Here is a 26,836-nt window from a genome sequence, read left to right on the forward strand (position 1 = left end):
ACCAGCCGAAGGACTCCATCCCCACGAGGCGGACCAGATGAGCTTCCACCCCGCACCGGCGGCGCACTCGGGACTCGGTGTGCTCGTGCCCGACCTGGACGGCGCGCTGACCCGACCGCTGGAGCTGCTCGCCGACCTCCTCACCGACCTGCGGGCGTGGATCGCACAGCCCGACGGAGGGCGGCGGCCGGACCTGCCGGGCATCCTCGCCGACTGCAGCACCCTGCTGTCGGTGCGCCGGCTGCTCTACCTCCTGGAGCCGACGCAGCGCTGCTCCGCGCGCAGACCCGAGGTCTACGGCCCCCACGCCCCGGAGCCACATGTGGTCCTCACCCCGGTCCGGCTGCCTGGCCCCGACGTCGGCGCGCTGAGCCTGAGCGCGCGGGTGCTCGGACACCCAGCGCTGCCGGCACCGGTGCGGGACCTGCTCACCATCTACGCCGGCGTGGGTCTTCCCGATGACCTCCCCGCCGACCCTCGTGAGCTCGTGGCCGAACTGGCCGGGCTGGTCGGCCTGCTCGACCTGCCCGCCACTCCCGGCACGCGCCTGCTCGCGGCCCGGCTGCTGAGCGCGCAGCGCCGCGGGCAGCCCGCCGTCCTCACCGCGGAGGAGGAGGTCGCCTACCAGGACATCCTCGAGCAGATCAACCTGCTGTGGACAGCCAGCAGCCGCGACCACCGCCCCCTGCGCTGAACCCGCGACCACCGGGAGGACCACATGACCCACCAGCCGGCCGACGCGATCTGGCTGAACAAGGTCGGCGGGCTGCTCCTCGGCGGCGCCCTGGGCGACGCGCTCGGGGCGCCGTTCGAGGGCTCCCCCGAGGTCGACCCGCGCCGGCTCGACCGGCTGCTCGCATCCGAGGCGATGCTGCGCTGGACCGACGACACCGCCCTCCAGCTGGCCTTCGCCGAGCACCTCGCCCACCAGGCCGCCGAGCCAGTGACCGGTGCGGAGGTCGACGAGGACCGGCTCGCGGTGGCGTTCGCCCGCACTTGGCAGGCCGAGCCGTGGCGCGGCTACGGGGCCAACCCGCCGCGGATCTTCGAGGCCGTGCTCGCCGGCAGCGACTGGCGCACCGAGGCCCGCCGATCCTTCGGCGGCCGCGGGTCGCTGGGCAACGGCGGCGCCATGCGGGCCGCACCGGCCGGAGCCCTGCCCGGAGGCCTCACCCGGGTCGGCGCGGCGGCCCGGCGCAGCGCGGCCATCACCCACGCCCACCCCGTCGGCCAGGACGGCGCCGCGATCGTCGCCGTCGCGGTGCACGTCGGGATCCACCAGGCGCTGCCGGGCGACGTCGCGCCCAAACTGGTCCTGCAGCACTGCGGCCGGGCGGCGACCACCGCGGAGCTCCGCGACGCCGTCGGTGCTGCCGGTGCGGTCCCGGAGGACGCCGACCCGGCCGAGGTCGCCCGGCAGACCGGCAACGGGATCGCCGCTCATGAGGCGGTCGGCGCCGCCCTGGGCGCGGCCTTGCGGCACCCCGACGACCCGCTGGCCGCCATCCTGTTCGCCGTCCGCATGGGCGGCGACACCGACACCGTCGCAGCCATCGCCGGCTCCATCGTGGGCGCGTGGACCGGCGCGTCGGCGATCCCCGAAGGGCTGCTCACCCGGATCGAGCAGCGCACGCGCATCCAGACGGTGGCCGCACGCCTGGCCGGCTCCACCCGCGCCTCGTAGCACGCCAGGGCTCGAGCGGAGCCGCGACTTGACCGCCCGGCAGGTGCTCTTCCACGCGAGCTGTTCGAGAACGAGCACTGCGGGAAACGGTCCGCCTCCGCGGCTCATCCGGAGGTTGCGCGCGCGCCACTCGCCACGATGGTCCGCACTGGACACCGACTGTGTTCCGCGCGATCGCCGGAACAGTCAGGTTCCGGCACGCGCCTCCTCTTCGGAGGCCTCATGTCCCAAACCATCCGGACCGGCCGGCAGTCGCCGACCGCGGTGCGCCAGCGACGGCGCGTCACCTGGCAGCCGTCGCCTCGGCAGCAGCGGGAGCAGGACTGGAAGACCCTGGTGGGCACCTATCGGCTTCTGTCACGTCTGGTGGTCGAGCGCACCAAGCACCACCGCCCCGATGACGCGGACACGCTGGCACGGCAGGCCGTCCTCGTAGAGGAGGAGCTGGAGCGCTATCCGACCCGATGGCCGCAGCTGCGTCCGCAGTTGCTCCGGGAACAGTCGAGCTGGTGGAACCAGAAGCACGACGATGACGCGATCACCTGCCGCGCCTGCCGGCTGCAGAACGGGATCGCGGCCGAGCGGATCGACATCCCATAACCGCGCCGCGTATAGCGGTAGGCACGACCGATGGCCCCCGCCGATCGGGCGGGGGCCATCTCCGTGGTGGTGGTCGGTCGGTGCGGGCTATAGCTCCAGGTGCGGATCCCGAAACACCTTGAGGCCGTACTCGGCCCAGTGCATGCCTTCGAGGTGCACGCTCCAGCGTGCGTCTCCAGAGCCGGGGCCCTGTCGGTGCTGCATGGCCAGGGCGCAGGCGGCGTCCAGCACTTCCGGATCGCGGGCTTCGAGGCGGATCAGGCCGTGCGACCAGTCCTTCGAGCCCGGGGCAGGATGCAGACGCAGGTAGCAGCTGAGGACGTCTCGTTCGGCGGTGGTGGTTGCCGGCAGGTGGAAGACGGGGCTGCGCCAGCCGGCCCGGTCGGGGATCACGGACTCGTCGGCGAGGTACTGCGTGTCTGCGGTGTGCTTGACCACCCCGACGAGTTGGTTGCGGCAGTGGCTGCGGATCGAGCCGTCGACGACGAGGTGCTGCCCCTCGGGGATGTGGGTGCTGGCGATGACTTCCCGTTCGAACTCGGTGCGCCAGCGGTCGACGACGTTCTGGGTTGCCGCGGCGATGCCCCACGGCGTGAGCTCCTCGACCAGGTGGACCGGCAGGCCGCGTCCTTGCCTGCTCAACTCGGTCAGCAGCAGCTGGTCGGCGCCGGAGCCGACCAGCTCCAGCCGCTGTCGGAACTCCAGCAGCGTCCGGTCCTCGGAGACGGCGCCGGCTGCGACCCAGACGAGCGAGATCGGCCGGTGCGCTACATGTCGTACGTGGTAGCGCGTCTGGACCCCGTCGGCGAACCCGACCACCGGCAGCGGCGGTACGCGCCTGATGTCCCGAGGGTCGCTGTCCACGGTGCGCACCACACGCCGGTGGCTGGTGCTCGTCGACGCGCCTTCGCCCGTCCCTGCTGCCCGGAGGACGGCGAAGATGTCGTAGCCCAGGCCTCGGACCCGCGCGTGGTGCCGGGACTTACCGGCTGTGGTCGTTCCTGTTGTGGGGGACACGGTGCCTCCAGTGGCTCGGTTGAGCGGCTCGCGGGGCTCTGCGGGCAGGCGCACCATGCCGTGGCACTCGCCGGCGGCATTCACCTCACAGGGCGCGACCGGCTGCAAGCCGCACTGGGCGCTCGCCCTTGATGAGCCAACGACGACGCCCCCTCGACCGGCCGGTCGAGGGGGCGTGGGTGCAGTGCCTGCGGCGTCAGAGCACCGCCCAGCCGTCGAGGCTGTACATGCCGCACTCGGTTCCGGGGATGGGGTTGTCGTCTTCGTCCAGGTCCAGCAGGTCGATGACGATGCGGCCGCTATGGGCGTCAAGGTAGAGGCCGCCGACGTGGAAGATGGCGCCGTGCTCGTTGACGACGGTCCGGTGCAGCAGGTCGAGCGCGTTCATGCTGCGGATCCGGACGCCGCGCGGTCGGCCGAGGACGACCTGGTCGAGGCGGCTCCGTTCGGCGTTGGCCGCCCAGACGTCGATGTGCGCGGTGACGCGGAGCTCGCCGTCCTCCTCTCGGCAGATGACGGCGTAGACGGTGCGGCCTGCGTCGAGGCGCTCACTCCGGGTCTCCACCCAGCGGTTGCCGTTGCGGGTGACCTCGGGGTACGGCGTCATGCTCATCAGGACGTTGATCCACGCCGGGTCGTCGATGGCGTCCGCGCCCTCGGGGCTGCGGTCGGTCAGCGCGGCGTGGATCGACGCGAGCATGGCGATGCGGTTGTTCACGGGTGTCTCCTGGGGTCGTCGGTGATGACGACCCGGACGGTGCGGAGTCTGTGCCGGACGGCAGTCACCCGCGCGTGACGCCGGCAGCGGGTACCGGCCCCGCCGTTCAGGCCGCCACGGCCGGGGCCAGGTCGAACGGTTCCGGGGCGACCATGATCGTGGTCTCCGTCCGCTCGCGCACAGAGCCCTTCGCGCCGGCCTGGCCGGTGAAGAACAGGTCGTAGCCCGCCGGGAACACGGCCTGCTCCCACCGGCTGGCCGTCTGCGGGGACACGTCCGCGGCGGCCACCGGAGCCCTCCAACAGGTCGAACACAGCACCCCCCACCCGGACGCTGCGACCTCGGGGAGCAGCAGCACGCGGTCAGCGACGCCTCGGCAGCCGCGGTGGGGACAGGGTCGGACGCGAATGCGCTGCTTGTCGCTCCCGGGCACGTACTCGAAGTACCGCGGGCGGGTGAAGCCGGCGTTCATCTTCTCCCGGTCTTCCGGGACGACGAGCCGCCGGAGGCCGGTCTTGATGTTCCGGCCGGTGACCGCGGCGAGCATGGTCAGCGGCAGCCCGGCGCTGCGGTGCTCGGGCAGGGCGAGGGTGGCCGCTATGCGCTGGATCTGCAGCGTGTCGTCGGGGCAGGCGGCGAACCCCCACGGGCGTGGCCTGCGCACGTAGCTGTCGACGACGAGGTCACGCCAGGCCTGCGACCAGCGCTGGTGCGCGGGGTTGGGCTGCCCGGTGAGGTGGGCGAAGACGACCTCCCGCGGGGCGCCGGCAGGGTGGTCGACCAGGGCGCACTTCATCTTCGGGCTGGTCATGTGCTGGTCGACCAGCCACGGCATGAGCCGCTTCTTCACCAGCGTCGCCCGCGACACGTCGTGGATGCGCGCGAACTCGTCGATGTCACGGCCCTGCCCGAACACCGCCTCGGCGGCGATGTCGCCGGTCACGGTGTTCCTGCCGGACTTGTGCCGGATGTTGGTGATGGATCCGGCCAGGTTCAGCTCCACGAAGCCGCCCCCCATCAGGGGAAGTCGGGCGGTGCACGACCAGCCGACCCGCGCACCGGCCGGGGTGAAGCGCCATCCGGTGAGCCTCTCCTCGCAGTACTCAGCGGCGCGGTCCGGAACGCTGCCGTTGTTCAGTGCGGCCCGGCGCAAGGTCTCGGCGACGTAGGCGGCGGGGGAGAGGTCGGCGACCGCGTCCTCCGCGGGGGCGGGCGTGGCCACCTCAGCGCGCAACTGCGCGAGCCGCGCTTCGAGGTGCATGCGCCGCTCGTCGGCGGCCCGCGCTTCGGCGTCGCGCTCGTCGGCCTGCCGGTCGTAGGTGCGGAACTTCTCCCGGTTGCCCTCCTGCTTGAACTCGAAGGCGGTCTCCCGCAGGCCCTCGGCCTTGCGGCTGAGATCGGCGACCTCCTTGCTCGCGGCGGCCAGGTCGCGCTGGAGGGCACCTAGGCGCGCCTCCAGCGGCTCGGCCACGGCGCGCTGCGCGGGCAGCACCACCGGGGCGAGGTCGCAGCGGCCCAGGACGCGGGACTCGACTGCCTCGACGAAGCGGGCTGCGGTGTCGCCGGCGAGCTCGGCGAGGTTGATGGTGGCCTGCACGAACAGCTTCGGGTTGGACTGCTGCTTGCCCCACCCGGCCCGGGAGCCGTCCGCCGCGGTGCCCTCCGCCCAGGACCTCCGGTAGATGACGACGTTCTGCCGGCCGCGGCTGTCGCCTGCGGTCGCTGCGTCGCCGTGGGCGGTGGGGCGGCGGTTGTTCACCCGGGCACCGGCGGTCCACTCCCACGGCTGGTCCTCGATCCCGGAGTCGGTGGTCCAGGAGGCGAAGTCCTCCAGCACTCGGCGGGTGCCTCGGGCGCGGCCGCGCCCGCCGCGTGGGCCGGCGTCGGGCCGCTCGGTGAGCAGCCGCTCGGTCAGCAGCTGCCAGGTCTCGTCGGGGATGCCCCATGCGACCAGCTCCTCGCCGGTGTCGGGGTCGATGGGGAAGCCCCACCGGGTCTCGATGAGGAAGTAGCCGAACTGGTCCATCGGATCGCGGTAGATGGGCGTCTCGCCCTTGACTGCGACTTCGCGGCCGCGGACGTCGTTCTCCCGCTTCTGCACGAAGATCCCGGTGCGCCAGAGGATCACCTTCTGCAGGAACAGCCGCTCCTCCAGCGTCAGGTCCGGTTGGGCCAACCGGTCGGCGGCCGGTCGGGGCCGGTAGGAGTTGTTGACGAAGAACGAGCGACCGACCCGGTAGAGGGTCATGCCGTCGACGGCGGCGGCGGTGACGGCTGCCGGATCGGTGATGTCGGCGTCGCCGAACAGGTCTCGGTAGGAGCCGTCCACGGCTTGGCCGCGGCGGGGCACGTCGGCGACAGCGAGCAGCCGGGTCACCTCCCTCATCGGCATGGTGTACCGGCCGCGGACGTCACGGGTGACAGCGGCTGTCACGATCGCCTGCATGGCGGGGACGAAGGCCCAGTCGGCCTCGGGCAGGTAGCCGCGGGTGGCGTCGCGCACCTTGCGGTTGGTGCCGGGGACCCGGGCATGCCGGAACCCGTAGGGCATCTGCCGCTCGGAGCGGGGAACGCCGCCGTCCTTCGCCTTCTGCACGGTCGTGCCGGTGAGCTTCTGCCGGCGTTCGTAGTCGTCCTCCTCGCCGAAGGCGCCGAGGATCGCCAGCGCCTGACGGTCGCCGACGGGGTGGTACGACTTCGTGCCGAACGTCATCGTCAGGTTGCGGTCTGCGCTGGCTCGATGGGTTAGCGCCCAGTTGACGCGGTCACGAGCGCCGCGGGTGATGTCGGCCGCCCAGCGGGTTTCGGTGAGGCTGTCGTAGTGGTTGAACACAGCGAGCATCAGCACCGTGTACGCGTTCTCGTCGGGCCCGTCGAGCCGCTGCACCTGGCGGGTGACTGCGGAGCTCATGATGCGGAAGAACAGCGTCGTGGTGCCCGGCCAGCAGCAGCCGATGACGTCGTCCTTGGCCACGAACGGGTGCACGTCCGAGAGGCGGATCCAGATCAGCCCGTACTTGGCCGCGAGGTGCTGGTTGGCAGGGTTGAAGGCCTCCTCGGGGATGGCGGTGTAGGCCTGAACGTCCGGGTCGTTGGGGTAGAGCTTCGTGGTGGTGCGGACCTGCGTGGCCACGCCATCGAGGTCACGGGTGATCGAGAACCGGTCCCAGTGCACACGACAGAACCGCCCTCCGGGCAGAAGGGCTGCCAGCAAGACGTGGACCTTGCGGTCGGTGAACAGCTTGGCCATCTGGACGAGCAGGTCGGACATGGTGGGCGCTCCTTGGGTCGGGGGCTCGGTCGGGGGGACCGTGCCGCCCGCACCGTCGGCGCCATTCGCAGCGATACAAGGGCCGTCACTCGGTGAGCTGAGTGCAGGGCGCTACAACCGGGTGCTCACCCTCGACCTGAAGGCGGCGGCCGGTGGAGATGGACGCGCACCGTGGCCTCGACCGGGTCGAGGGAGGCTGGGTCCAGGGCGTTGAAGTCTTCGTCGCTCAGCCGGCGTAGTGCGGTGGTCAGGTCCTGCCAGGATGCCGCGGCGCAGGCGGCCGCTTCCGATCGCGTCATGGCGGTGACCGTCGGCGCGGTCACCGCCCTCAGAACCGGTGAGCTTCAGCCGGGGGGTCAGCTCGGGGTGCCGATCCAGAACCGCGCAGGGTCACCGGGACACCTTCGCCCCTATCGCTTCTGTTGGGCAGGAAGGGCGTGGACGAAAGCGGCAGTGGTGGATGGAGAGGGCCTGGAGCGAGGTGTCCCGGTGTCCCTGCCGTCGCGGAGGGCGGTGCATCCATGTGGCGCTTAGCAGGACCGATGCCCTACTCGCCCGGCTCTGAAGCGCGAGGCGCCGGTCAGCGGAGTGCCCCTCGATGGGCGTCCGGTGTCGCCCGGTTCACCCAGTAGCGACCCTGGTGCGTTGCGCCAAGTCGCCACAGGTGTCCCTGCCGTCGCCCCTGTCGGGCACCCCGGCTGACGGGCCCGCGTCCGGACCGCTCTCCGAGCCCCGGCGACGGCAGCCCGTGGGGCCGACGGCCCACCTCCGTGACACCCGTGCGCAGCTGCGAACTGTGGGGCCACATTCGAGGAGGAAAGGGCCCAGCTGTGTCCGAACGGGATCGCCGGCGGTACGCCGAACGTGGCGTCGACCGGGAACGGTTGCGACTGCGCGTCGATCGACAGCTCGCGGCACTGCTGCGGGACGCGGCTGCGACGCGCGGTCTGTCGGTCAACGCGTTCACCGAGTCCTTGCTGGCCGGCTACCTGGTCGGCGCGGACATCACCCGTGTCCCCGACCTCCCGCAACCGACCGACCGGGCGTGCCCTGCGGCATCGCCGGTCGACCCGCCGCCGCGCGCAACGAAGCCCTAGACGAGACGACGCCGTCCGGGCGGCCACCCGGACGGCGTCAGTGAAGGAGTGAGGAGCCCCTTCCAATGCCCAGCACTGTCCGCGCCGGCGACGATTCCGCAAGGGACGTCGTCGACCCGCTCGTCGACTACACCCCCCGCGGCGAGCCCTTGCCACCGGCCTCCGGGCCCGTGCCCCAGCCGGAGTTGCCCCGACGCCGTCCCGCTGACGCGCGTGACGCCGGCCTCTACGGCGATCCGACCGAGCAGGCCCCGCCCGGGGTCCAGCCGGCCGCCGACACCCCGGCGGCTCCCCGAGACAGCCAAGCCGCAACCCTGGTCGCGATGACGAAGGCGAACTTCGCCATCTGGGAGGCGGAGGGCGCCACCGTCGTCACGCCGCGGGGCGCCAGCACCAGCGGTGCCTTCGCGCTGCCGCCGAACATCGCTCTGCCGCTCCGTGGCCGCGGCGGACTCGCCCAGCACCTGCGGCTGCTGTGGGAGGACGCCCGCCTGGGCTCGGTGCCCTCGGCGACCGCACTCGCCGATGCGCTGAGCCAGGTGGACTCACTCGGCATCCGAGGTGACGACGTGTGGCTCCACCGGCGTGTTGCGCACCTGCCGGACCAACGGCAGGTGGTCGTCGACCTCGGTACTCGCGACGGCGCTGCGGTGGTGGTGACGCCCGGAGGCTGGAGGATCGTTGCGGCTGACGCCTGCCCGGTGCTCTTCCAGCGGAGCCCGCTGGCCCGCGCCTACCCCCTACCCGCCGTCCATCAGGTGGGCGCAGCTGCCTCGGCAGGGGTCCTGGCCGACCTGCTGCTGCTGCGCCGGTACGTCAACGTCACCGATGCCGACTGGCCGCTCCTTGTGGGCTGGTTGGCCGCTACCCACCTCACCGGGCCGACCCCGGTGCTGCTGCTGACCGGGCCGGCGGGCTCGGGCAAGTCGTCCGCCGCCCGCGCGGTCATCGACCTGATTGACCCGCAGCAGGCACCGCTGCGCCAGGTACCGCGCGACGAGGACCAGCTGACCGTCGCCGCGCTGGGCACGGCCGCGTTCGCCTGGGACAACGTCTCTCGGCTCCCGGCATGGCTCAGCGACGCGCTGTGCCAGCTGGTCACCGGCCACGGCCGGGTGGTCCGGCAGCTGTACACCGACACCGGCGCAGTCCCCACCTGGATGCGCCGGTCGGTCGTGATGACCAGCATCGACGCCGGCAGCCTGCGCGGTGACCTGGCCACTCGGCTGCTGCCGATCGAGCTGTTCCCGCTACGTGATCGCCGCGGGGAGCGGGAGCTGGAGGCGACCTGGAGGGTCGACCGCCCGCGCATCCACGCCGCCCTGCTCACCCTCGTCAGCCGGGTCCTCGGCACGCTCGCCGAGGTCGAGGTCTCGCCGCCTCACCGCGAGCTGCGGATGTCGGACTTCTCGTCGGTGCTCGCCGCGCTCGACCGCGTGACCGATGTTCCCGGCGGCGATGGCCAGGCGCTCGCGGCCTACGCCGACGGCCAGGTGGACGTGCAGATCGTCGTCGCGGAGGGCGACCCGCTCACGACGGCTATCAAGGGTCTGGTCGACGCCGGCCACGATCGGCAGTGGTCGGGGACCTGGGAGCAGTTCCTCACCGCGGTGGCGGCGTCCCGTGACCCGCAGGACCGGGACTGGCCCATGACCGGACAGCAGGCCAGCGGCCGCGTCAAGCGGCTGGCCGAGGCGCTGGCTGCGCTCGGCATCACCGCCCGGCCGGGCAAGTCGAATGGGGTGCGGAAGGTGACCTTCATCGCCACCGCGCTCGAGGAGGACCGTCCCGACCCGGGCACGTTGCCGCGCCCGGTTCGGCCGCTCTGACCACACGCCCGCGTCGCATGGCCACCGCAGGGGGAGGAGCACACCTCCCCCCCCTGCTCAACCGAGGCGAAGGAGCCGCCCGAGCAGCCCGGCGACCCGGCGGAGCGCCCGCCGGGCGGACCGCAGCACCACGGAGACCGCCCGGGCCGTGCTGGGTCGACGCGCGGACGTCGGCACCGGCCGCGGCGGCTCAGTGCGTAGTCGACGGACGGCAGCGGCGGAGAGCCCGGCTCGACGTCCCAGCTCCCGGTCGGAGAGTCCGGCCTGCTCGCGCAGGAGCTCGCGCGCTACCGCGCGGCGCACCTCCAGGTCCCTGGTTGACACGTGTCGCCGGCCGTCGCGGCCGACGCGTTCCTGGGTGCTCAGGTGCGGCATTTCCACACCCGCGCGGTCCGACAGGGTCTTCCGCCATCGACCCACAGACCTCGCGTCGACTCCGGCGGCCGCCGCGATCCGGCGGTCGGACCAGTGCGGAGCGAGGACGAGCAGCCGCACCGTCGCCTCCCGGCGCTGGCGGGCGGTTAGCGGCAACCCGTGGCTCGCGTTCGTGCGGATCGCCTGCTCCCAGGCGACGGCCTCGTCGCCGGACACCCACTCCACCAGCACCTCGGTCCGACCGAGGCTGCGTGCGGCGTCCAGCCGCATGAACCCGTCGAGTACGCGCCGACCCTCCACGAGCGCGAGCACCGGGGGAGTCTCGTCCAGCACGTCGGCGAGGACCCGAACATGGCCGGCGTCGGCCGGCCGCAGGCGCCCGCCGACATCGAGAGTGTCGAGGGCGACCGTCTCGGTCGCTGGCTCGTGCGATGACATGGGGGAGACGGTGCTGGGTTCGCCGTGGTGGGCATTCGGACTTCGGCGCTGTCTCACCAGCCGCCAACCGTGATACCGGAAGCCGCCCCGTGGGCGCGTGCGAGCCCCGGGCCCAGCGCAGACGACGGGCCCGGGACCGGCGTTGCCGGCCCTTCCCTGGTGACAGCAGGGACGGAGCACCCGCGGCGCTGCGGCCGGGTGATGCACCACCCCGCCGCAGCCTCTGACACGGCCGGTCCGCGCCGACATGGCCGCTGGCAGGTGCATCGTCCCCACAGACGGGGGAGCCGAGCGCCCCAGGACGAGTCCACCCCTGATGGGTGAAGTGCGCAGCGACTCGGGCGCCACACCCGCCCGGCGCACCCGGAGCGTCACAGGGATGTCCTACGGTCCGCGCGCGGCCCGATACCGTCGGGAGTGGTGCGCCCGACCACCGGGCGCCGTGACGGTCCGCCGGGTGCGTGGATCGAGGACGACACGGGGGTGAGTGGCCGGTGCGCGAGGCCTACCTGACGCCGGAGGCACAGGCGCGCGTGCGCATCGACGAGATGCTCACCGCGGCCGGCTGGGTCGTCCAGGACTACCGGGACATCAACCGGACCGCCGGGCGCGGTGTCGCCGTGCGCGAGTTCGAGCTGACCCGGGGCCATGGCCGCGCCGACTACCTGCTCTTCGTCGATGGCGAGGCTGTTGGGGTTCTGGAGGCGAAGAAGGTCGGCACATCGCTGGTCGGCGTAGAGACCCAGTCGGCCAAGTACGCCGACGGACTGCCCGACGGCATCCCCTCGGCGGGACGGCCGCTGCCGTTCGCCTTCGAGTCCACCGGCGTCGAAACCCGATTCACCAACCGCTACGACCCCGTGCCCCGCTCGCGTGAGGTGCAGTGGTTCCACCGGCCGGAGACCCTGGTCCGCTGGGTGCAGCGCTTCCGTGCCCAGCCGGCTACAGCCACCTTCCGCGGTGGTTTGCGGCACATGCCGCCGCTGGACCGCGTCGGTCTGCGCCCGGCCCAGTACGACGCGATCGTCGACCTAGAGGCGTCCTTGGCCGCCGACCGGCCGCGCGCCTTGGTCCAGATGGCCACTGGCGCGGGCAAGACGTTCATGGCCGCTGCCCAGACGTACCGCGTGCTGAAGTTCGCCGGCGGCAACCGCGTCGCGTTCCTCGTGGACCGCGGCAACCTCGGCCGACAGACGCTGCGCGAGTTCCAGACGTTCGTCACGCCGGACACCGGCCGCAAGTTCACCGACCTGTACAACGTGCAGCTGCTCACCTCGAACAAGATCGACCCGGCCGCGCACGTCGTCATCACCACCATCCAGCGCCTGTACTCGATCCTGCGCGGGGAAGCCGAGCTCGACCCGGAGCTGGAGGAGACCTCCATCGAGGACCTCACCCCGGCCGACCCGCCGACCGTCGACTACAACCCCGCAGTGCCCATCGAGGCGTTCGACCTGCTGTTGGTCGATGAGTGCCACCGGTCGATCTACGGGCTGTGGCGGCAGGTGCTGGAGTACTTCGACGCCCACCTCGTCGGCCTAACCGCCACCCCGAGCAAGCAGACGCTCGGGTTCATGAACCAGAACCTGGTCTTCTCCTACACGCACGAGGAGGCCGTTGCCGACCAGGTCAACGTCGACTTCGAGGTGTACCGGATCCGCACGAAGATCGGATCCGCGGGCTCGACTGTGGAGGCCGACGGCGAGACCGTCGTGAAGTTCCGCGACCGGCTCACCGGGCAGACCCGGCTGGTCGCCCTCCAGGACGACTACGTGTACGCCGCCGAGCAGCTCGACCGCGACGTCGTCGCCGAGGACCAGCTGCGCACCGTCGTCCGCACCTTCCGCGACCGGTTGTTCACCGAGATCTTCCCCGGCCGGCGCGAGGTGCCCAAGACGCTGGTGTTCGCCAAGGACGACGCGCACGCCGACCGCATCGTGAAGGCGTTCCGCGAGGAGTTCGACCGGACCAACGACTTCGCCGTGAAGATCACCTACAAGACGTCCGGCAAGAAGCCCGAGGAACTCCTCGCCGACTTCCGGACCAGCTACAACCCAAGGGTCGCCGTCACCGTCGACATGATCGCCACCGGCACCGACATCAAGCCGCTCGAGTGCGTCGTGTTCCTGCGCAGCGTGAAGAGCCGGAACTTCTTCGAGCAGATGAAGGGCCGCGGCGTCCGTGTCATCAACGACGCCGACTTCCGCGCGGTCACCCCCGACGCGCCGGGCAAGACCCACTTCGTCCTCGTGGACGCCGTCGGCGTCACCGAGACCGAGCTCAACGAGACCACCCCGCTGGAGCGGGCCAAGCAGGTGAGCTTCGACAAGCTGCTGCACCAGGCCGCCCTCGGCGTGGCCACCGCCGACCTCGCGTCCTCTCTCGGCTCCCGGCTGACCCGGCTGGACAAGCAGCTCACCGACGAGGACCGGCTCGAGGTCGAGACCATCAGCGGCGGCGTGAGCGTGCAGCAGCTCGCTCACGACCTGGTCGCCGCGGTCAACCCCGACCGCGCCTTCGCCGCCGCGCAGGCCGCTCGGGTCGCCCGCGGCGAGGCCGGTGAGCCGGAGCCGGCGGAGGTCGCCACCGCGCAGGAGGGGCTCATCCGCACCGCGCTGCAGCCGTTCAACAGCAAGGACCTCCGGGAGAAGCTGTCGGCGCTGAAGAAGGCCGCCGAGCAGCTCATCGACGAGTACAGCAAGGACAAGGTCGTCGAGGCCGGGTTCTCCACCGACGCCACCGACCGTGCGAAGCAGACCGCCGCGGACTTCCGCGCGTGGATCGACGAGCACCGCGATGAGCTCGCCGCCCTGCAGGCCCTCTACGGGGTGCCGTACAAGCGGCAGGTCACCTTCCGGCAGGTCAAGGAGCTGGCCAACGCCATCGCCAAGCCCCCGCACGCCTGGACCCCGGAACGGCTGTGGGAGGCCTACCAGGCGCTCGACGCGTCCAAGGTGCGTGGCGGCGGCCAGCGCATCGTCACCGACCTCGTGTCGCTGGTCCGGTTCGCGCTGGAGCAGGACAACGAGCTGGTGCCCTACACCGAGACGGTCAACCAGCGGTTCGCCGGCTGGCTGGCCCAGCAGGAGCAGACCGGCCGCCGGTTCAGCGGCGAGCAGCTGGAGTGGCTGGAGCGGATCCGTGACGTCATCGGGTCCTCCCTGACGGTCACGGTCGACGATCTGGACGACGCGCCGTTCGCCGAGCGCGGCGGCCTCGGAGGTGCGTACAAGGTGTTCCACGGCGAACTCGAGCCCCTGCTCGACGAGCTCAACCAGGCGCTCGTCGCGTGACCGGTCTCCCCGACCTGCCCACCGGCTGGGCCTGGTCCACAGTGGCCGAGGTTGGTCAGGTGCAACTTGGACGCCAGCGGGCGCCCAAGTACCACACAGGTACGAACATGCGCCCCTACCTGCGCGTGGCGAACGTGTTCGAGGATCGCATCGACACCGCTGACGTGATGTCCATGCACTTCGACCCCGACGAGTTCGAGCGGTACCGCGTGCTGCCCGGTGACATCCTGCTGAACGAGGGGCAGTCTCCCGAGCTGCTCGGCCGCCCAGCCATGTACCGCGGCACCCCGGCCGACGTCGCGTTCACCAACAGTCTCATCCGGTTCCGTGCCTACCCGGGGATCGAACCGGACTGGGCGCTGACCGTCTTCCGGTACTACATGCGCAGCGGCCGGTTCACCCGCGAGTCGCGCATCACCACGAACATCGCCCACCTGTCGGCGAACCGCTTCAAGACCATCGAGTTCCCCGTGCCGCCGGTCGAAGAGCAGCGCCGCATCGTTGCGGTTCTGGAGGAACGGCTGACAGACCTCGACCGGACCGCCAGCGACCTGGTGCCGCTGGGCCAGCATCTGGAGCGGCTCGCGGAGTCGGTCGTCCACGCCGCCGTGCTGGGCAGGCTCGTGCCGGGAACGGTGGGAGCCACGTCGGCCGCAGTCCATCTGGCGGCGGAGCTGGACGCGGTCCTCGCGCCCGACACCCCCGGTCTGCCAGCGTTGCCCGCCGGGTGGACATGGACGACCTTGGGCGCCCTCTGCGACGTCACCGGTGGCGTCACCAAGGACGCCAAGAAGCAGGCCGACCCCAGCTACGTGGAGGTGCCCTACCTGCGGGTGGCGAACGTGCAGAAGGGCCGCCTGGACCTCGACGAGGTCGCCCGGATCCGGGTGCCGCCGGCGAAGGCTGAGGCGCTGCGGCTGCTGCCCGGTGACGTGCTGTTCAACGAGGGCGGCGACCGGGACAAGCTGGGCCGCGGCTGGGTGTGGGAAGGGCAGATCCCCGACTGCATCCACCAGAACCACGTCTTCCGCGGCCGCGTCCGCAGCGGGGTGCTCGACCCCCGGCTGCTGTCTTGGCACGGCAACACCTTCGGCCGCCGCTGGTTCGAGGCCGCCGGCAAGCAGACCACCAACCTGGCGTCGCTGAGCATGACCAACCTCAAGCGGCTACCCGTCCCGGTGCCGCCGCTGGAGGATCAGCCGTTGATCGTGGCGGAGCTGCAGCGCCGCCTGTCGATCATCGACGCAGCTCGGCATGACCTCGCCGGCGTACGTCGCAAGGCGCAGCTGATGGCCCGATCCCTCCTGCGCACCGCCGTCACCGGTCGGCTCGTCGACCAGGACCCCGCGGAGGAGGGCGCCGAGCTGCTGCTCAAGCGCATCGCTGAGGACCGCGCCGCCGCGGCGCCGACTGCTCGCCGTCACCGGGCCCGCACCGTTCCCACCGCCCGCACTGCGCCCGTCGAGGAGTCGGCATGACCAACGCCCAGCAGCTCGTCGCCAAGCTGTGGTCCTACTGCCACGTGCTCCGGGACGACGGCGTCTCCACGCTCGACTACGTCCAGCAGCTGACCTACCTACTGTTCCTGAAGATGGCTGACGAGCAGTCCCGGCCGCCGTACAACCGGCCGTCCGCGGTGCCCGCCGGGCTGGACTGGCAGTCGCTGCTGACCCGCAGCGGCGACGACCTTGAGGCGCACTACATCCACGTCCTGCGCGAGCTCGGTCAGCAGCCTGGCATCCTCGGGCAGATCTTCCGCAAGGCGCAGAACAAGATCCAGGACCCGGCCCGGCTGCGGCACCTCATCGTCAATCTCATCGACAAGGAGACCTGGTCCTCCCTCGACGCGGACGTCAAGGGCGACGCCTACGAAGGACTGCTCGACCGCGGCGTCTCCGAGGGCGGGTACGGCGCGGGGCAGTACTTCACCCCGCGGCCGCTGATCCAGGCGATCATGGACTGCCTCCAGCCCACCCCGGCCGACACCGTCGTCGACCCCGCGTGCGGCACCGGCGGGTTCCTCCTCGCCGCGCATCAGTACGTGGTCGAGCACAACTCCCACCTTGACCCGGACGAGCGCCGGCACCTGCGCACCGGGTTCGCCACCGGCTACGAACTGGTCGACGACACCGCCCGGCTGGCCGCGATGAACATGGTGCTGCACGGCATCACCCAGCCGACCGGCGACAGCCCCATCCACACCGGCGACTCGCTCAAGGCCGATCCCGGCCGGCGCTGGACCTGCTGCGCGGCGAACCCACCATTCGGTCGCAAGTCCTCGGCCGTGGTCGTCACCGACGAGGGCGGCACCGGGCGGGAGCAGATGACCATCGTCCGGGACGACTTCTGGGCGACCACGTCGAACAAGCAGCTGAACTTCGTCCAGCACATCCACACCATCCTCGACACGCACGGCCGGGCCGCGGTGGTGCTGCCGGACAACGTGCTGTTCGAAGGCGGTGCCGGGGAGACCATCCGGCGCAAGCTCCTGCAGACCTGCGACCTGCACACCATGCTGCGGCTGCCGACCGGCATCTTCTACGCCGGCGGCGTGAAGGCCAACGTGCTGTTCTTCGACAAGATGCCGGCCGCGGAGGCGCCATGGACCCGCGAGACGTGGATCTACGACTTCCGCACCAACCAGCACTTCACGATGAAGACCAACCCGCTGCGGCGGGGGCATCTGGACGACTTCGTCGCCGCCTACCGGCCCGGCGCGCGGTACGAGCGGGTGGAGTCCGAGCGGTTCCGCCGGTTCACCTACAAGGAGCTCATCGCCCGCGACAAGGTCAACCTCGACATCACCTGGCTCAAGGACGACAGCCTCGAGGACCCCGACAGCCTGCCCGCGCCCGACGTGCTCATCGCCGAGATCCAGGAGGAGATGGCCGCCATCCTCAAGCAGTTCGGCGAGATCGCCGTCGGGCTGGGCGTCGAGCCGCTGGAGCCCGCCGAGGTCGCCGAGTAGGCCTGCAGCCGGACCAAGCCGAGGTCTGACACGGAGGGCCGGGCACGACGACCCCCGGCCCTCCGCGCCCGTCAGACCTCGACGACGACGGCACCCCGGCGGATCCACTCCCCGAGACCGCGGCGCATCGCGTCGGCGACGCGTCGACCGAGATCCGACGGGTCGAACCGCCCACCACACGAGCAGTCCGGCGACCCCTCGATGCCGCCCACACTGCCCCCACCCGGTGAACACCGAAGCGGCCCAGGCACCTCAGCCTCCACCCGCACGCAGAGCGGTGGGCAGTCCTGACGGTGCCTGGTGCAGTGGACGATCGCGCGGACCCAGTTGTGCGGCCCCACGCCGGGCTACTTCCGCTTCGGCGTCTGCGAGAGCGCAGAGGCCGCGGCGGACTTCTCCGCCTTCGTGCTCTTGGGGTTGGACAGCACCTTGCCGGCTGCCTTGGCCGCCTTGGTGCCAGTCTGGCGGGTGTTGCGTCTCACCATCAGAACTCCTTGGTCCCGTTGATGACCACCACCCGGAGAGGCAGACTGCTCAGTCTCAGCAAGCAGCAGGCCCGCTCCCCGTGGGCGGTCTCTGTGACAGCGCCCCTCCGGCGGCAACCGGGGGGGCGCTGTCGTTTCAACACCTCCGGACGGAGGTGACGCGCTGATCGTGGCAGGTCCCACCGACGGATCCGGGGGTCTTCTGCTCAGGGGCCCCACGCGCCCCATGCGTCCCGCTGTCTCCGTGTGGCGCAGAGACGCGCATAGCCACCGGGCGAGTGGGGTCCGTCGTACCAGACGCCGCCGGGCACGGACGCAAGCGAGCGCGCCGACGGGTGGTCACGCTGGCCGTGCCGACCCAGCCTCATGCAGGGGCTCGACCAGTGCGGGGTTGTAGCCCTGGAGCTAGTGCTGGTCGGTGGGGGACGGTGCCGGTAGGAACGTCTCGTCCAGCGGTTGCACCCGTTTCGGTTCGTCGATCATCAGGGGCCGCCCTGGCATGCGGCGGACCCGCCCCTCGCAGACCACCGAGCGGCCATCGCGGGCCCAGTCGAAGGTCTCCAGCAGCTGCTCAGCCCGCAGTCGCACGCGTACCTCCGTCTGCCGCCCACGCCGGACCGTCTGGACGGAGATCTCGCCGAACGGGTTGTCCGGCTCATGCCGGACTTCGACGATGGGCCCGGTGACGATCTCGTCCGGTGTGTACGAGGACGCCTTCAGCTGCTGCGCCGCCTGCTGCAGCCGCGGCGCGGCGGCCGCGGGTAGGCGCACACTGCTCGGCACTCCGGCGGGCGCCATCACGCCTCCCGCCCATGAGAAGGCGGCCGCGAACTCGGACACCGCGTCGTCGGTGAGCACCCGGTGCAAGGCCATCACCATCTCCCGGCTCGCACCGGCTACAACCGCCGCCTGGAGATCGCCGCCAGATGGCGTCCGTTCCGGGGCGACGATGACCTGGTCGACGGCCGCGAGGGCTTGCGCGAACGTTCGCATCACCCGGCGCTCGGGAGGTTCGTGCGCCAACCGTTCCAGTTCCAGGCCCGGAACGGCAGGCCGGTCTGCAACTTCCGCCGCCGTCGGGGTGAGCGGCATGAGCACCGGGATGACGTAGGAGCCCTCCTGCGTGTGTCCCAGGCGAGCCTGCTCCACGAGGGCATCAGCCTGTCTGGAGAAGCCGCCGGCGATGTGCCCACGCGGTCGCACGGCCGTGGTTGCCGCAGCACGCAGCATGGACCAGGCCGAGCTGACCAGGCTCACCCCTGCTTCCAGCGGGATTGACCCGCGGATGACGATGTCGTTCGCCGCCCTGAGACGCGTGACGTCTGTGAGATGGAACTCCACGCTGGTCTCGACGTCCTGTGGGGCGCGCCGCTCGAACCGGGCCAGGCGCTCGACGACCCCGCGCCACTCCGCCGCCGCCGGGCTGAGCTCGTGAGGTACGGCGATCGCAGCGTCGTCGCCGTGGCGCCAGAGCGCACCGGCCGGACCGGGTGGATCGGCGGTCCAGCCGGTCCGCTGGAGGTACAGCTGCAGCAGGTGGGACGCGGCTGCGTGCATGAACGCGCCGCTTCCGACGACGGGGTCAGGTGCCGGTGCGCGCCACCGCGACTCGGTCACGAGGTGCCTCCGCTGGTGAAGGACGCAAGCAGATCCTGCCGCCAGCCATCCAAGGTGTCAGCGGTCAGCCGCTGGGTCTTCGGGACGTCGAGTCGCGTCGCGCTCATCGCGGGCGGGAGGCGCCGCCAGAAGGCGGCAGCGCGGTGGGATGTCCCCCGTGCGTGGTGATCGATCCAGCTGGGGATGTCCTTGCCGACGATGACCAGCACGAAGTAGACGGGCACCAGGTGGTGCGACCACGCGCGCAACCACCCCTCTTCGAGTGGCCAGCTGGCGCTCCGCCCGGCGATGGTGAACTGGCTGGTGCACTTCACCTGGACGCGCACCGCGGCCTCGGCGAACTCGACCGAGCAGTCGACCGCCAGGACATCCTCGTCGGCCGGGGTCTCGTTCATGCCGACTCCCGCCTGCGCGCAGACGTTGCGCAGGTAGGCGACGCCGTATCGCGCCTTGCGCGCGCTCGGCAGCAGCGTGGCGGTGGGCACCGACAGTTCGGTAGGGGGAGTCACCGTGTCGCCGCTGCCGGCGCGTTCGTAGGAAGCCGATGCCGCTCCACCGGCTCCGCGCCGGCACCTGCTCCCCGGCCACCGGTGAATGGCCTGGGCCGGCCCCGTTTCGCCTCGTGTCGCGCGGGATGGCGTCGGCGCGTCGGACGGGTCGGCGATGGAGTCAGCCCGGCTCCGCGCGACACCCGTCACCCCTCACCGCCGCCCGACCCCGTGCGCTCCTGCACGAGCCTCCGTAGCTTGCCAGGTCAGCGGCGCAAACGTGGCGCCGGACCGAGGCTGGGAGCACTCGTCACCGGGTCCGTGAAGCCCGTCGTCCGCACGGCTGGTGCCGTCGGGCATGTCCGGGAGCCTGCTGCGTCGAGGCAGGTTGGCCCCGGGCTCGTCAGAAGGACGAGCCCGGGGCCTCCCGGGTGGCCGATGTCAGGCCGCGAGGTCGTCCTGGTCGTCGATGTCGAACTCCGGCATCTGCTCCTCCGCCTGGGTGAGGGTCACGACCGTGGCCCCCTCCTCGTCGCGGGCGAGCACGTCGGGCAGGAGGCCGTCGACGATGGTGATGGCCCGGTCGTCGGACTCGGTGGTGATGTGCCCGTAGATGTCCTGTGTCGTGGTGGTCGAGCTGTGCCCGAGCCGCTTGGCGACCACGATCGGCGCCTCGCCTGCGCACAGCAGCCAGGCGGCATGCGTGTGCCGCAGGTCGTGGATGCGGATCGCCTTCGGCACACCGGCACCGGTACCGGCGTCGGCGACGGCCTCCTTCCAGTAGCGCTTGTGGAAGTTGCCGTGGTGTAGCGGGTCGCCTGGCTTGCCCTCCACCATGTTGAACACGTAGTCCTCCGGTCCCTTGTCCTTGACCAGCGGCCGCAGCACGTCCACGAGCTTGGGCGGGAGCAGGATGCGGCGGACCGAGGAGCGGGTCTTCGGCCGGCCGAGCGTCCACTTCTTGCCGCGCCACTTCAGCGCCAGCCGGATGTCGACGTACGGCCGGTCGGCGTCCAGGTGCAGGTGGCGCACCAGCAGGCCGGCGGCCTCGCCGTAGCGGGCGCCGGTGCCTACCAGGAAGTCCAGCAGCGGGCGGAAGTGCTCGTGCATGGCGCACCGCAGGACGGCGTAGGCGGCGGCGTCGTCGAGGAAGAACATCTCCCGGCGGTCCTGCTTGGGCAGCCGGATGCCGGTTGCTGGGTTGAGGTGCAGCACCGGCGGCCGTTCCTGGATCGCCACGTCCAGGCACTGGCCGAGCACGGTGAGCACGTTGCCGATGAAGTCGTAGCTGATCAGCGTCCCGGGCCGGAGGCGGCCCATGTTGTCCCGCTTCGGTGTGGCCTCCATCTTCTTCAGCCAGTCGTCTTCCACGTAGAGCGCGCCCGGGAGGGCGTCGGAGGGCCGTAGCGGCCGGGTGCGCTGGATGAGCGCGATGTCCGTGTCACCGAAGAACGGCAGCAGGTGGTACTTGCCGTAGCTCTTGTACAGCTCACGGGTGCCCTTGCGGACGTGGCGGTGCCGGTCGAGGAACGTGGTCCACAGCGTGCGGAAGCTGACACCGGACAGGCGGGGGTCGTCCGGCGCCGCCGCCGTGGCGGCGCGGACGCCGGGGGTGATCAGCGGGCCGGCTGCCGCCACTCCGGCCGGGGCGGGGGCCTGCTCGGCCTGCGCCGCGGCGAGCAGCTCCCTGCGCGCCGATGCGTCCGGCGTGGCCATCACCTGGCGGGCGGTGTCCAGCCCGAAGTGCGCGGCCATGCCGATGAACTGCTCGGCGTCACCGCGCGACTCCAGGCGCTGGTAGGAGCGGGCGGGCAGACCGAGGCCGGCCGGGTTGCGCCAGTACACGCGGTGCTGGCGGCCCCGCTTCTCGATCCACATGCTTGGGGGCTTGAGGGACATGGTGGTGTGCTCCGTGCGGTTGTCGGTCGGTTGACCGGCCGCACGGTGCGCAGCGGGATCCGCTGCGCAGTCGCCCCCGCCACTGCCCCCCAAAGTGCCCCCCAGCGAGGGGCGCCGGGCGTGATCTTGCCCCCCAGTACGGGTCGGGGAACGGGAAAGGCCCTGGTCAGCGGACTGACCAGGGCCTCTCACGTGGGGTGAGTGACGGGGCTCGAACCCGCGACACCCAGGATCACAACCTGGTGCTCTACCAGCTGAGCTACACCCACCGCGATTCCGCCGGACGCACGCGGCCGGGGGAACGCGACAACGATACCGGAGGCCGCCACGCGACCCGCCGGGGGAGTCGCGGGCGTCAGGTGGTGGCGGCGTCCCCGGCGGTCAGCAGCTCGGCGAAGGAGCCGACCACCTGGTCGGCGGCCTGCTTCGCCTGGTCGCCGCTCGGGCCGGGCGCGGGGACGAAGAGGGTCCGCCGGTAGTAGGCGAGCTCGCGCACCGATTCGATGATGTCGGCCAGTGCGCGGTGGGCGAGGCCCTTGGGCGGCTGGGCGAAGTAGACGCGGGGGAACCAGCGGCGCGCCAGCTCCTTGACCGAGGAGACGTCGACCATCCGGTAGTGCAGGTGGTCGTCGAGCTCGGGCATGTCGCGGGCGAGGAAGCCGCGGTCGGTGCCGATGGAGTTGCCGCAGAGCGGGGCGGTGCGCCGCTCGGGGACGAACCGCTTCACGTAGGCGAGGATCTGCTGCTCGGCCTCGGCCACGGTCAGCGTCGCCGCCCGGACGGCGTCGGTCAGCCCCGACTTCGCGTGCATCTCGGCCACGAACTCGGTCATGCCGTCGAGGTCGGCGTCCTCGGCGGAGATGATGAGATCCAGGCCCGGGTCCAGGACGTTGAGCTCGGAGTCGGTGACCAGCACCGCGACCTCGATCAGCTTGTCCTTGGTGAGGTCCAGCCCGGTCATCTCGCAGTCGATCCAGACCAGGTGCCCTGCGCTCTCCGCCACGTCGCCCGACAGTACGCACCGCTCGCCACGGCCGCCCCGATCACCCCTCGTGTCCAGGCGCATCCCAGCTGCTGCGGCGGCTCGCCTGGAAGGGCTCGGATTCGGTGCCGTTCACGGCTAGGGTCGCCCGAACGCCCGCCGTCAGGAAGCCCTCCCGTGTCCTCTGCACCCGCCCCCGTCGTCGCTGCCGTGCCCGAGGCGCCGGGCACGCTCCGCGCCGGCCTGGCCCACCCGACCGCCCTGGTGCGGTGGCTGTGGGCGGCCTACATGACCCCCGGCCGGCCCGGGCGGCCGACCGACCAGACCGAGCTGCGCTGGATCTACACCGCCTGGCTGGCGGCGTTCCTGCTGAAGATGCTCGGCTCCTCCTGGGACGTCTCCTGGCACTTCAAGTGGCTGCGCGACGACCTCGCGCCGCCGCACCTGCTCAACACCGTGGGCACCGCGGTCGTCGTCGCGCTGGTGCTCTTCCACAGCTACAGCGGCTACGGCGTGGACCGCTGGGCGCTGCGGCTGATGCAGGCCGGCACGGCCACGTTCCTGGTCGCGATCCCGATCGACCTCGTCAACCACCGGGTCAACGGGCTGGACATCACCAGCTGGAGCCCGAGCCACGCGCTGCTCTACCTCGGGACGGCGATCATGCTGGCCGGCGCGCTCCGCGGCTGGTGGCTGTACGCCGCGCCGGGGCGCCTCCGCGACCTGGTCTCGCTGGGGCTGTGGCTGTTCTTCGTGGAGAACGTGCTCTTCCCCAACCAGCACCAGGAGTACGGCGTCCTGTCGTTGGAGGCATACGACGCCGGGCGGACGACGGCCGAGCCGTCGCTGCTGGACTTCGCGGCCTCGCAGGGGCAGTCGCCGGCGATGTTCATGCTGCCGGTGCCGTCGTGGGTGCACCCGGCGTGGCTGATCTGCGCCGGCCTGCTGGCGCTGGTGCTGGCCCGCCGCATCGTGGGGATGCGCTGGACGGCGACGCTGGTCGCCGTCGTCTACCTCGGCTACCGAGGCGTCATGTGGCTCGGGCTGGTGGCGCTGGACTTCCCGCCGTCGGTGCTGCCGGTGGTGCTCGTCGTGGGCGCGGTGCTGATCGACGTCGCCGTGGACCGTCGGGTCCCCGGCTGGCTGGCGGGCCCGGTGGTCACCGCGGCGGTGTACGCCGTCGCCTGGCCGATGGAGTCCCTCGGGCTGCTCCCGCCGTGGAACTGGTGGTCGGTGCTGCCGGTGGCCGTCGGGTTCGCCGCGCTGTGGGCGGTGGTCGACGCGCTGGCCACCAGCGCCTGGCTGGCGCGCTGGCGCGTCGCCGACCAGCCCGCCGCAGCGGCCCTCGCCAGCTGACCGGGCCAGGGCTCCCAGCGCCGCGGAGCCGTCGCACCGATGACGTAGCGTCGGTCCCGGCTGCCCGCGGCGGCCGGCGGCCCGCGCCGGCGGCGCCCCGACCGCAGAACCCGAACGCCCGGAGGACGACGTGCTGGTCCTGACCCCGGCGCCGCTCGAGACGGCGGCCGAGCGGGCCTTCTTCGGCGAGCTCACGCGGTGGGACGCCGGTGCCTCGGTCCGCGCCGCCGTGGTCGCGTCACTGCCCCTGGTGGACGAGCCGCTCGGTCGCCGCCGGTCCGACGCGGTGCTGCTGGTCCCCGAGGGGCTCGCCGTCATCCGCGTCGTCGAGGTTCAGCGGCAGTCCGGGACCGTGACGGCGAAGCCGGAGGGTCCCTGGACGATCGCCGGCGCCACCGGCCCCGAGCAGGTGCTGCACCTGGCCGGCGGCGGCTCCTCGCCGCTGGACGGGCTGATGGCCGCCGGCATGGACACCGCGATGAAGCTGCGCCGCGCCGGGCTGGAGCCGGGGCGGATCGCCCGCCTCACCGTCCTGGTCGGCGAGATCGCCGGGCTGGTGCCGGCCGACGGTGACCTGGGCGAGGGCGACCTGGTGGCCACGCTGGATCCCCGCTCCCTGCTGCTGGCCCTCGCGCGCGCCGCGCGGCACGCCGGCGTCGACAACCCCCGGCTCTGGACCACCGCCGACGTGCGGGCGGCCCTGGAGGCGCTGCAGCTGCCGGGCCGGGGGCCCACGGTCGAGGAGCTGAACGGCGAGGCCTTCCCGTACTCGCCCTACGTCCTCCGCCGTCCGCAGCTGCTGACCCCGGCGGCGATGGCCGCCTCCCCCATGGTCGCCGCGCCGGGCACCGACGCGCCCGGAGCGCGCGCCGGCGGGGGCGCCGCGACCTACGACGGGGCCCCGTTCAGCGCCACGGCCGTGGCCCGCGCGGTCGCCGCCTCGGTCGCCTCCGCCCACGCCGCCGCGGTGGCGGCCGCGGCGCCCGGGAAGGTCGTGCCCGGGCCGGCCGGGCCGCGCGACACCGTCGAGGTGGGCGGTGCGCCGGCCCCGCCGCGCACCGGCACCCACGCCGACGACCGCACCGCTGACCGCGCCGACGCCGCCCCCGGCGAGGCGGACCGCGAGGGGGGTGACCCGGCGGCGCCGCGAGGGCCGCGCACCGCCGTCCTCCCGGTCGCACCGCCGGCCGCGCAGCCGCCCGTCCAGCCGGCCACCCCGCCACCCACCGGGCAGCCGGCGGAGAAGCCCGCCCGGCCGCCGCTGTCCGGGGCCTGGGGCGCCACCGCCACCGCCTCCGGCCGGGCCGAGGAGCGGGGATCCGGCAGCGGCCGGCGGGTCGCCGCGCTGGTCGCGGCCGCGGCGGCGCTGGTGGTCGCCTGCGTCCTCGGTGCCGGGCTGCTGCTGGGGGGCGACCCGCCCGTGGAAGGCGCCGCGGGCGGCGGCGGGGTCCCGGCCGACGACGCGGTCGCGACCGGCCCCGTACCGGGGGAGGTGCGCGAGGTGGACGGCACCACCTACACCGTGCAGGCCGTGCAGGTCGACGACACCTGCGCCGCGCACGCCTACGGGGAGGTGGCCGGGTTCTTCGCCGCGAGCGACTGCGTCGGGCTCTCCCGGGCGCTCTACTCGACGGAGGTGGAGGGCGCCCCGGTGGTCGTCTCGGTGTCGCGGGTGGCCATGCCCGACGACGCCGCCGCCCGCGAGCTCCGCGCCCTCACCGACCGCGACGGCAGCGGCAACGTCAGCGATCTGCTCCGCGAGGGGGTCACCTACGCCGGTGGTCCGGCGAGGCTGCGGTCGGCGCAGTACGCCAGCGCCGTCTCGGGGTCCACGGTCACCGTCGTCGAGAGCGCGTGGGCCGGCGCGGCCGCCGGCAGCGACGCCGCGGTGGACCAGGTCGCCTCCGACGGTCTCGCGCTCCCGGTGCCGCCGCTCGGGTGACGGCCCCGAACGGCCCGGAACGGCCTGGTCCGAGGCTCGCCGCGAGCGGGCGAGCGGTGCGGGGGACCGGCGCCCATCTCACGGGGTCGCGGTCGCGGCCGCCCAGGCCATCGCGCGGAGCAGCTCGGTCATCGTGGGCCGGTCGAGCCGGCCGGCGCTGTGCGGGGTGGAGTTGATCAGCCCGAAGACGGCGTGCGCGCGGGCGCGGCAGGCCGCCGCCGGCGCCTCCGGGTGCACCCGGGCCAGCACGGCCACCCACACCTCGACGTAGCGGCGCTGCAGTCGCCGCACCTGGGCGGCCTCGGCCTCGGGCAGGGAGGTGAGGTCCCGGTCGTGGACCACGATCAGGGCCGGGTTGTCGAGTGCGAATTCGACCTGGAAGCCGATCAGCGCGCGCAGCTGGTCGGCGGGATCGCCGCCCGCGGCCGCCACCCGCTCCCGCCCGCCGTCGGCCAGCCGGGCGCTGATGCGCAGCAGCATCTCGGCGAGCATCGCGTCCTTGCTGGCGAAGTGCCGGTAGATCGCCGGCCCGGTCACCCCGACCGCCGCACCGACGTCGTCCACCCCCACCGCGCGGGAGCCGCGCTCGGCGAACAGCCGTGCGGCGGCCTGCAGGATCTGCTCCCGCCGGGAGGGTCGGGCGGCGTCGGCGTGCAGCGCGCTGTCCTGGGCGGGGGAGCCCTGCTCCAGCCCCGTGCCGGCCGACGTCATGCGACGGATGCTAACCCCGCGGGTGAACGTCCGTTAACCCCTCGATGGGGAGGGGTGGACCGCGAC

General features: G+C 72.4%; 20 protein-coding genes and 1 tRNA gene. 10 read left to right on the forward strand and 11 right to left on the reverse strand.

The window, feature by feature from the left end; genetic code table 11:
• Positions 1-37 precede the first annotated feature (37 nt).
• The 3 genes from ACI794_RS14575 (at position 38) to ACI794_RS14585 (ending at position 2,284) form a co-directional block, all read left to right on the forward strand.
• Complete coding sequence (locus tag ACI794_RS14575) at positions 38-694, forward strand: hypothetical protein (protein WP_456616719.1); 657 nt, start codon at positions 38-40, stop codon at positions 692-694.
• 24 nt (positions 695-718) lie between these two features.
• Entirely contained in the window at positions 719-1,684 is a 966-nt protein-coding gene (locus ACI794_RS14580) for an ADP-ribosylglycohydrolase family protein (protein WP_456616720.1), read from the forward strand.
• A gap of 222 nt (positions 1,685-1,906) precedes the next feature.
• Positions 1,907-2,284: a hypothetical protein gene (locus ACI794_RS14585; protein ID WP_456616721.1), complete on the forward strand. Its 378-nt coding sequence runs from the start codon at positions 1,907-1,909 to the stop codon at positions 2,282-2,284.
• A gap of 87 nt (positions 2,285-2,371) precedes the next feature.
• On the opposite strand, the gene ACI794_RS14590 is transcribed toward ACI794_RS14585, so the two are convergent.
• The 3 genes from ACI794_RS14590 to ACI794_RS14600 form a co-directional block, all read right to left on the reverse strand.
• Positions 2,372-3,157, reverse strand: a complete 786-nt coding sequence (locus ACI794_RS14590; protein ID WP_456616722.1) for a hypothetical protein — start codon at positions 3,155-3,157, stop codon at positions 2,372-2,374.
• Between the two features lie 340 nt (positions 3,158-3,497).
• On the reverse strand, positions 3,498-4,019 hold the full coding sequence (locus ACI794_RS14595) for a hypothetical protein (protein ID WP_456616723.1): 522 nt from the start codon (positions 4,017-4,019) through the stop codon (positions 3,498-3,500).
• A gap of 106 nt (positions 4,020-4,125) precedes the next feature.
• The gene (locus ACI794_RS14600; protein ID WP_456616724.1) at positions 4,126-7,290 is read right to left on the reverse strand and encodes a hypothetical protein; all 3,165 of its coding nucleotides are present in this window, start codon (positions 7,288-7,290) and stop codon (positions 4,126-4,128) included.
• A gap of 830 nt (positions 7,291-8,120) precedes the next feature.
• On the opposite strand from ACI794_RS14600, the gene ACI794_RS14605 reads away from it, so the two are divergent.
• Positions 8,121-8,387, forward strand: a complete 267-nt coding sequence (locus ACI794_RS14605) for a hypothetical protein (RefSeq protein ID WP_456616725.1) — start codon at positions 8,121-8,123, stop codon at positions 8,385-8,387.
• 323 nt (positions 8,388-8,710) lie between these two features.
• The gene (locus ACI794_RS14610) at positions 8,711-10,216 is read left to right on the forward strand and encodes a hypothetical protein (RefSeq protein ID WP_456616726.1); all 1,506 of its coding nucleotides are present in this window, start codon (positions 8,711-8,713) and stop codon (positions 10,214-10,216) included.
• Positions 10,217-10,273: 57 nt separating this feature from the next.
• Here the strand turns inward: ACI794_RS14610 and ACI794_RS14615 are convergent, their stop codons facing one another.
• Positions 10,274-11,029: a hypothetical protein gene (locus ACI794_RS14615; protein WP_456616727.1), complete on the reverse strand. Its 756-nt coding sequence runs from the start codon at positions 11,027-11,029 to the stop codon at positions 10,274-10,276.
• A 494-nt stretch (positions 11,030-11,523) separates the two neighbouring features.
• Here ACI794_RS14615 and ACI794_RS14620 point away from each other — a divergent pair, with 494 nt between their 5' ends.
• The 3 genes from ACI794_RS14620 to ACI794_RS14630 are packed head-to-tail and all read left to right on the forward strand — an operon-like array spanning position 11,524 to position 17,290.
• Entirely contained in the window at positions 11,524-14,322 is a 2,799-nt protein-coding gene (locus ACI794_RS14620) for a type I restriction endonuclease subunit R (protein WP_456616728.1), read from the forward strand.
• Positions 14,323-14,381: 59 nt separating this feature from the next.
• On the forward strand, positions 14,382-15,800 hold the full coding sequence (locus tag ACI794_RS14625) for a hypothetical protein (protein WP_456616729.1): 1,419 nt from the start codon (positions 14,382-14,384) through the stop codon (positions 15,798-15,800).
• Positions 15,797-17,290, forward strand: coding sequence for an N-6 DNA methylase (locus ACI794_RS14630; RefSeq protein ID WP_456616730.1), 1,494 nt, complete (start codon positions 15,797-15,799; stop codon positions 17,288-17,290). The genes ACI794_RS14625 and ACI794_RS14630 overlap by 4 nt, the downstream gene beginning before the upstream one ends.
• 347 nt (positions 17,291-17,637) lie before the next feature.
• On the opposite strand, the gene ACI794_RS14635 is transcribed toward ACI794_RS14630, so the two are convergent.
• The 6 genes from ACI794_RS14635 to orn all read right to left on the reverse strand — a co-directional run bounded on the left by ACI794_RS14635 (position 17,638) and on the right by orn (position 22,782).
• On the reverse strand, positions 17,638-17,775 hold the full coding sequence (locus ACI794_RS14635; protein WP_456616731.1) for a hypothetical protein: 138 nt from the start codon (positions 17,773-17,775) through the stop codon (positions 17,638-17,640).
• Between the two features lie 405 nt (positions 17,776-18,180).
• The gene (locus ACI794_RS14640) at positions 18,181-19,392 is read right to left on the reverse strand and encodes a hypothetical protein (RefSeq protein WP_456616732.1); all 1,212 of its coding nucleotides are present in this window, start codon (positions 19,390-19,392) and stop codon (positions 18,181-18,183) included.
• Positions 19,389-19,877: a DUF4365 domain-containing protein gene (locus tag ACI794_RS14645; RefSeq protein WP_194290537.1), complete on the reverse strand. Its 489-nt coding sequence runs from the start codon at positions 19,875-19,877 to the stop codon at positions 19,389-19,391. Before ACI794_RS14645 ends, ACI794_RS14640 begins: the two co-directional genes overlap by 4 nt.
• Before the next feature lie 444 nt (positions 19,878-20,321).
• The gene (locus ACI794_RS14650; protein ID WP_456616733.1) at positions 20,322-21,758 is read right to left on the reverse strand and encodes a tyrosine-type recombinase/integrase; all 1,437 of its coding nucleotides are present in this window, start codon (positions 21,756-21,758) and stop codon (positions 20,322-20,324) included.
• Positions 21,759-21,972: 214 nt separating this feature from the next.
• Positions 21,973-22,048: transfer RNA gene (locus tag ACI794_RS14655), tRNA-His, on the reverse strand.
• A gap of 86 nt (positions 22,049-22,134) precedes the next feature.
• A complete protein-coding gene (gene orn, locus ACI794_RS14660) occupies positions 22,135-22,782 on the reverse strand; it encodes an oligoribonuclease (RefSeq protein ID WP_456601293.1) in 648 nt (215 codons plus the stop codon).
• Between the two features lie 156 nt (positions 22,783-22,938).
• Here orn and ACI794_RS14665 point away from each other — a divergent pair, with 156 nt between their 5' ends.
• Together ACI794_RS14665 and ACI794_RS14670 are read left to right on the forward strand one after the other, a co-directional pair.
• On the forward strand, positions 22,939-24,117 hold the full coding sequence (locus ACI794_RS14665; protein WP_456616734.1) for a hypothetical protein: 1,179 nt from the start codon (positions 22,939-22,941) through the stop codon (positions 24,115-24,117).
• Positions 24,118-24,247: 130 nt separating this feature from the next.
• Positions 24,248-26,059 (forward strand): hypothetical protein, encoded by a 1,812-nt coding sequence (locus ACI794_RS14670; RefSeq protein ID WP_456616735.1) that lies wholly within the window; start codon positions 24,248-24,250, stop codon positions 26,057-26,059.
• Positions 26,060-26,137: 78 nt separating this feature from the next.
• Here the strand turns inward: ACI794_RS14670 and ACI794_RS14675 are convergent, their stop codons facing one another.
• Positions 26,138-26,770: an SACE_7040 family transcriptional regulator gene (locus tag ACI794_RS14675; RefSeq protein ID WP_456601290.1), complete on the reverse strand. Its 633-nt coding sequence runs from the start codon at positions 26,768-26,770 to the stop codon at positions 26,138-26,140.
• Positions 26,771-26,836: the final 66 nt, after the last annotated feature.

The sequence above is a fragment of the Blastococcus sp. SYSU DS0541 genome (assembly GCF_054050875.1).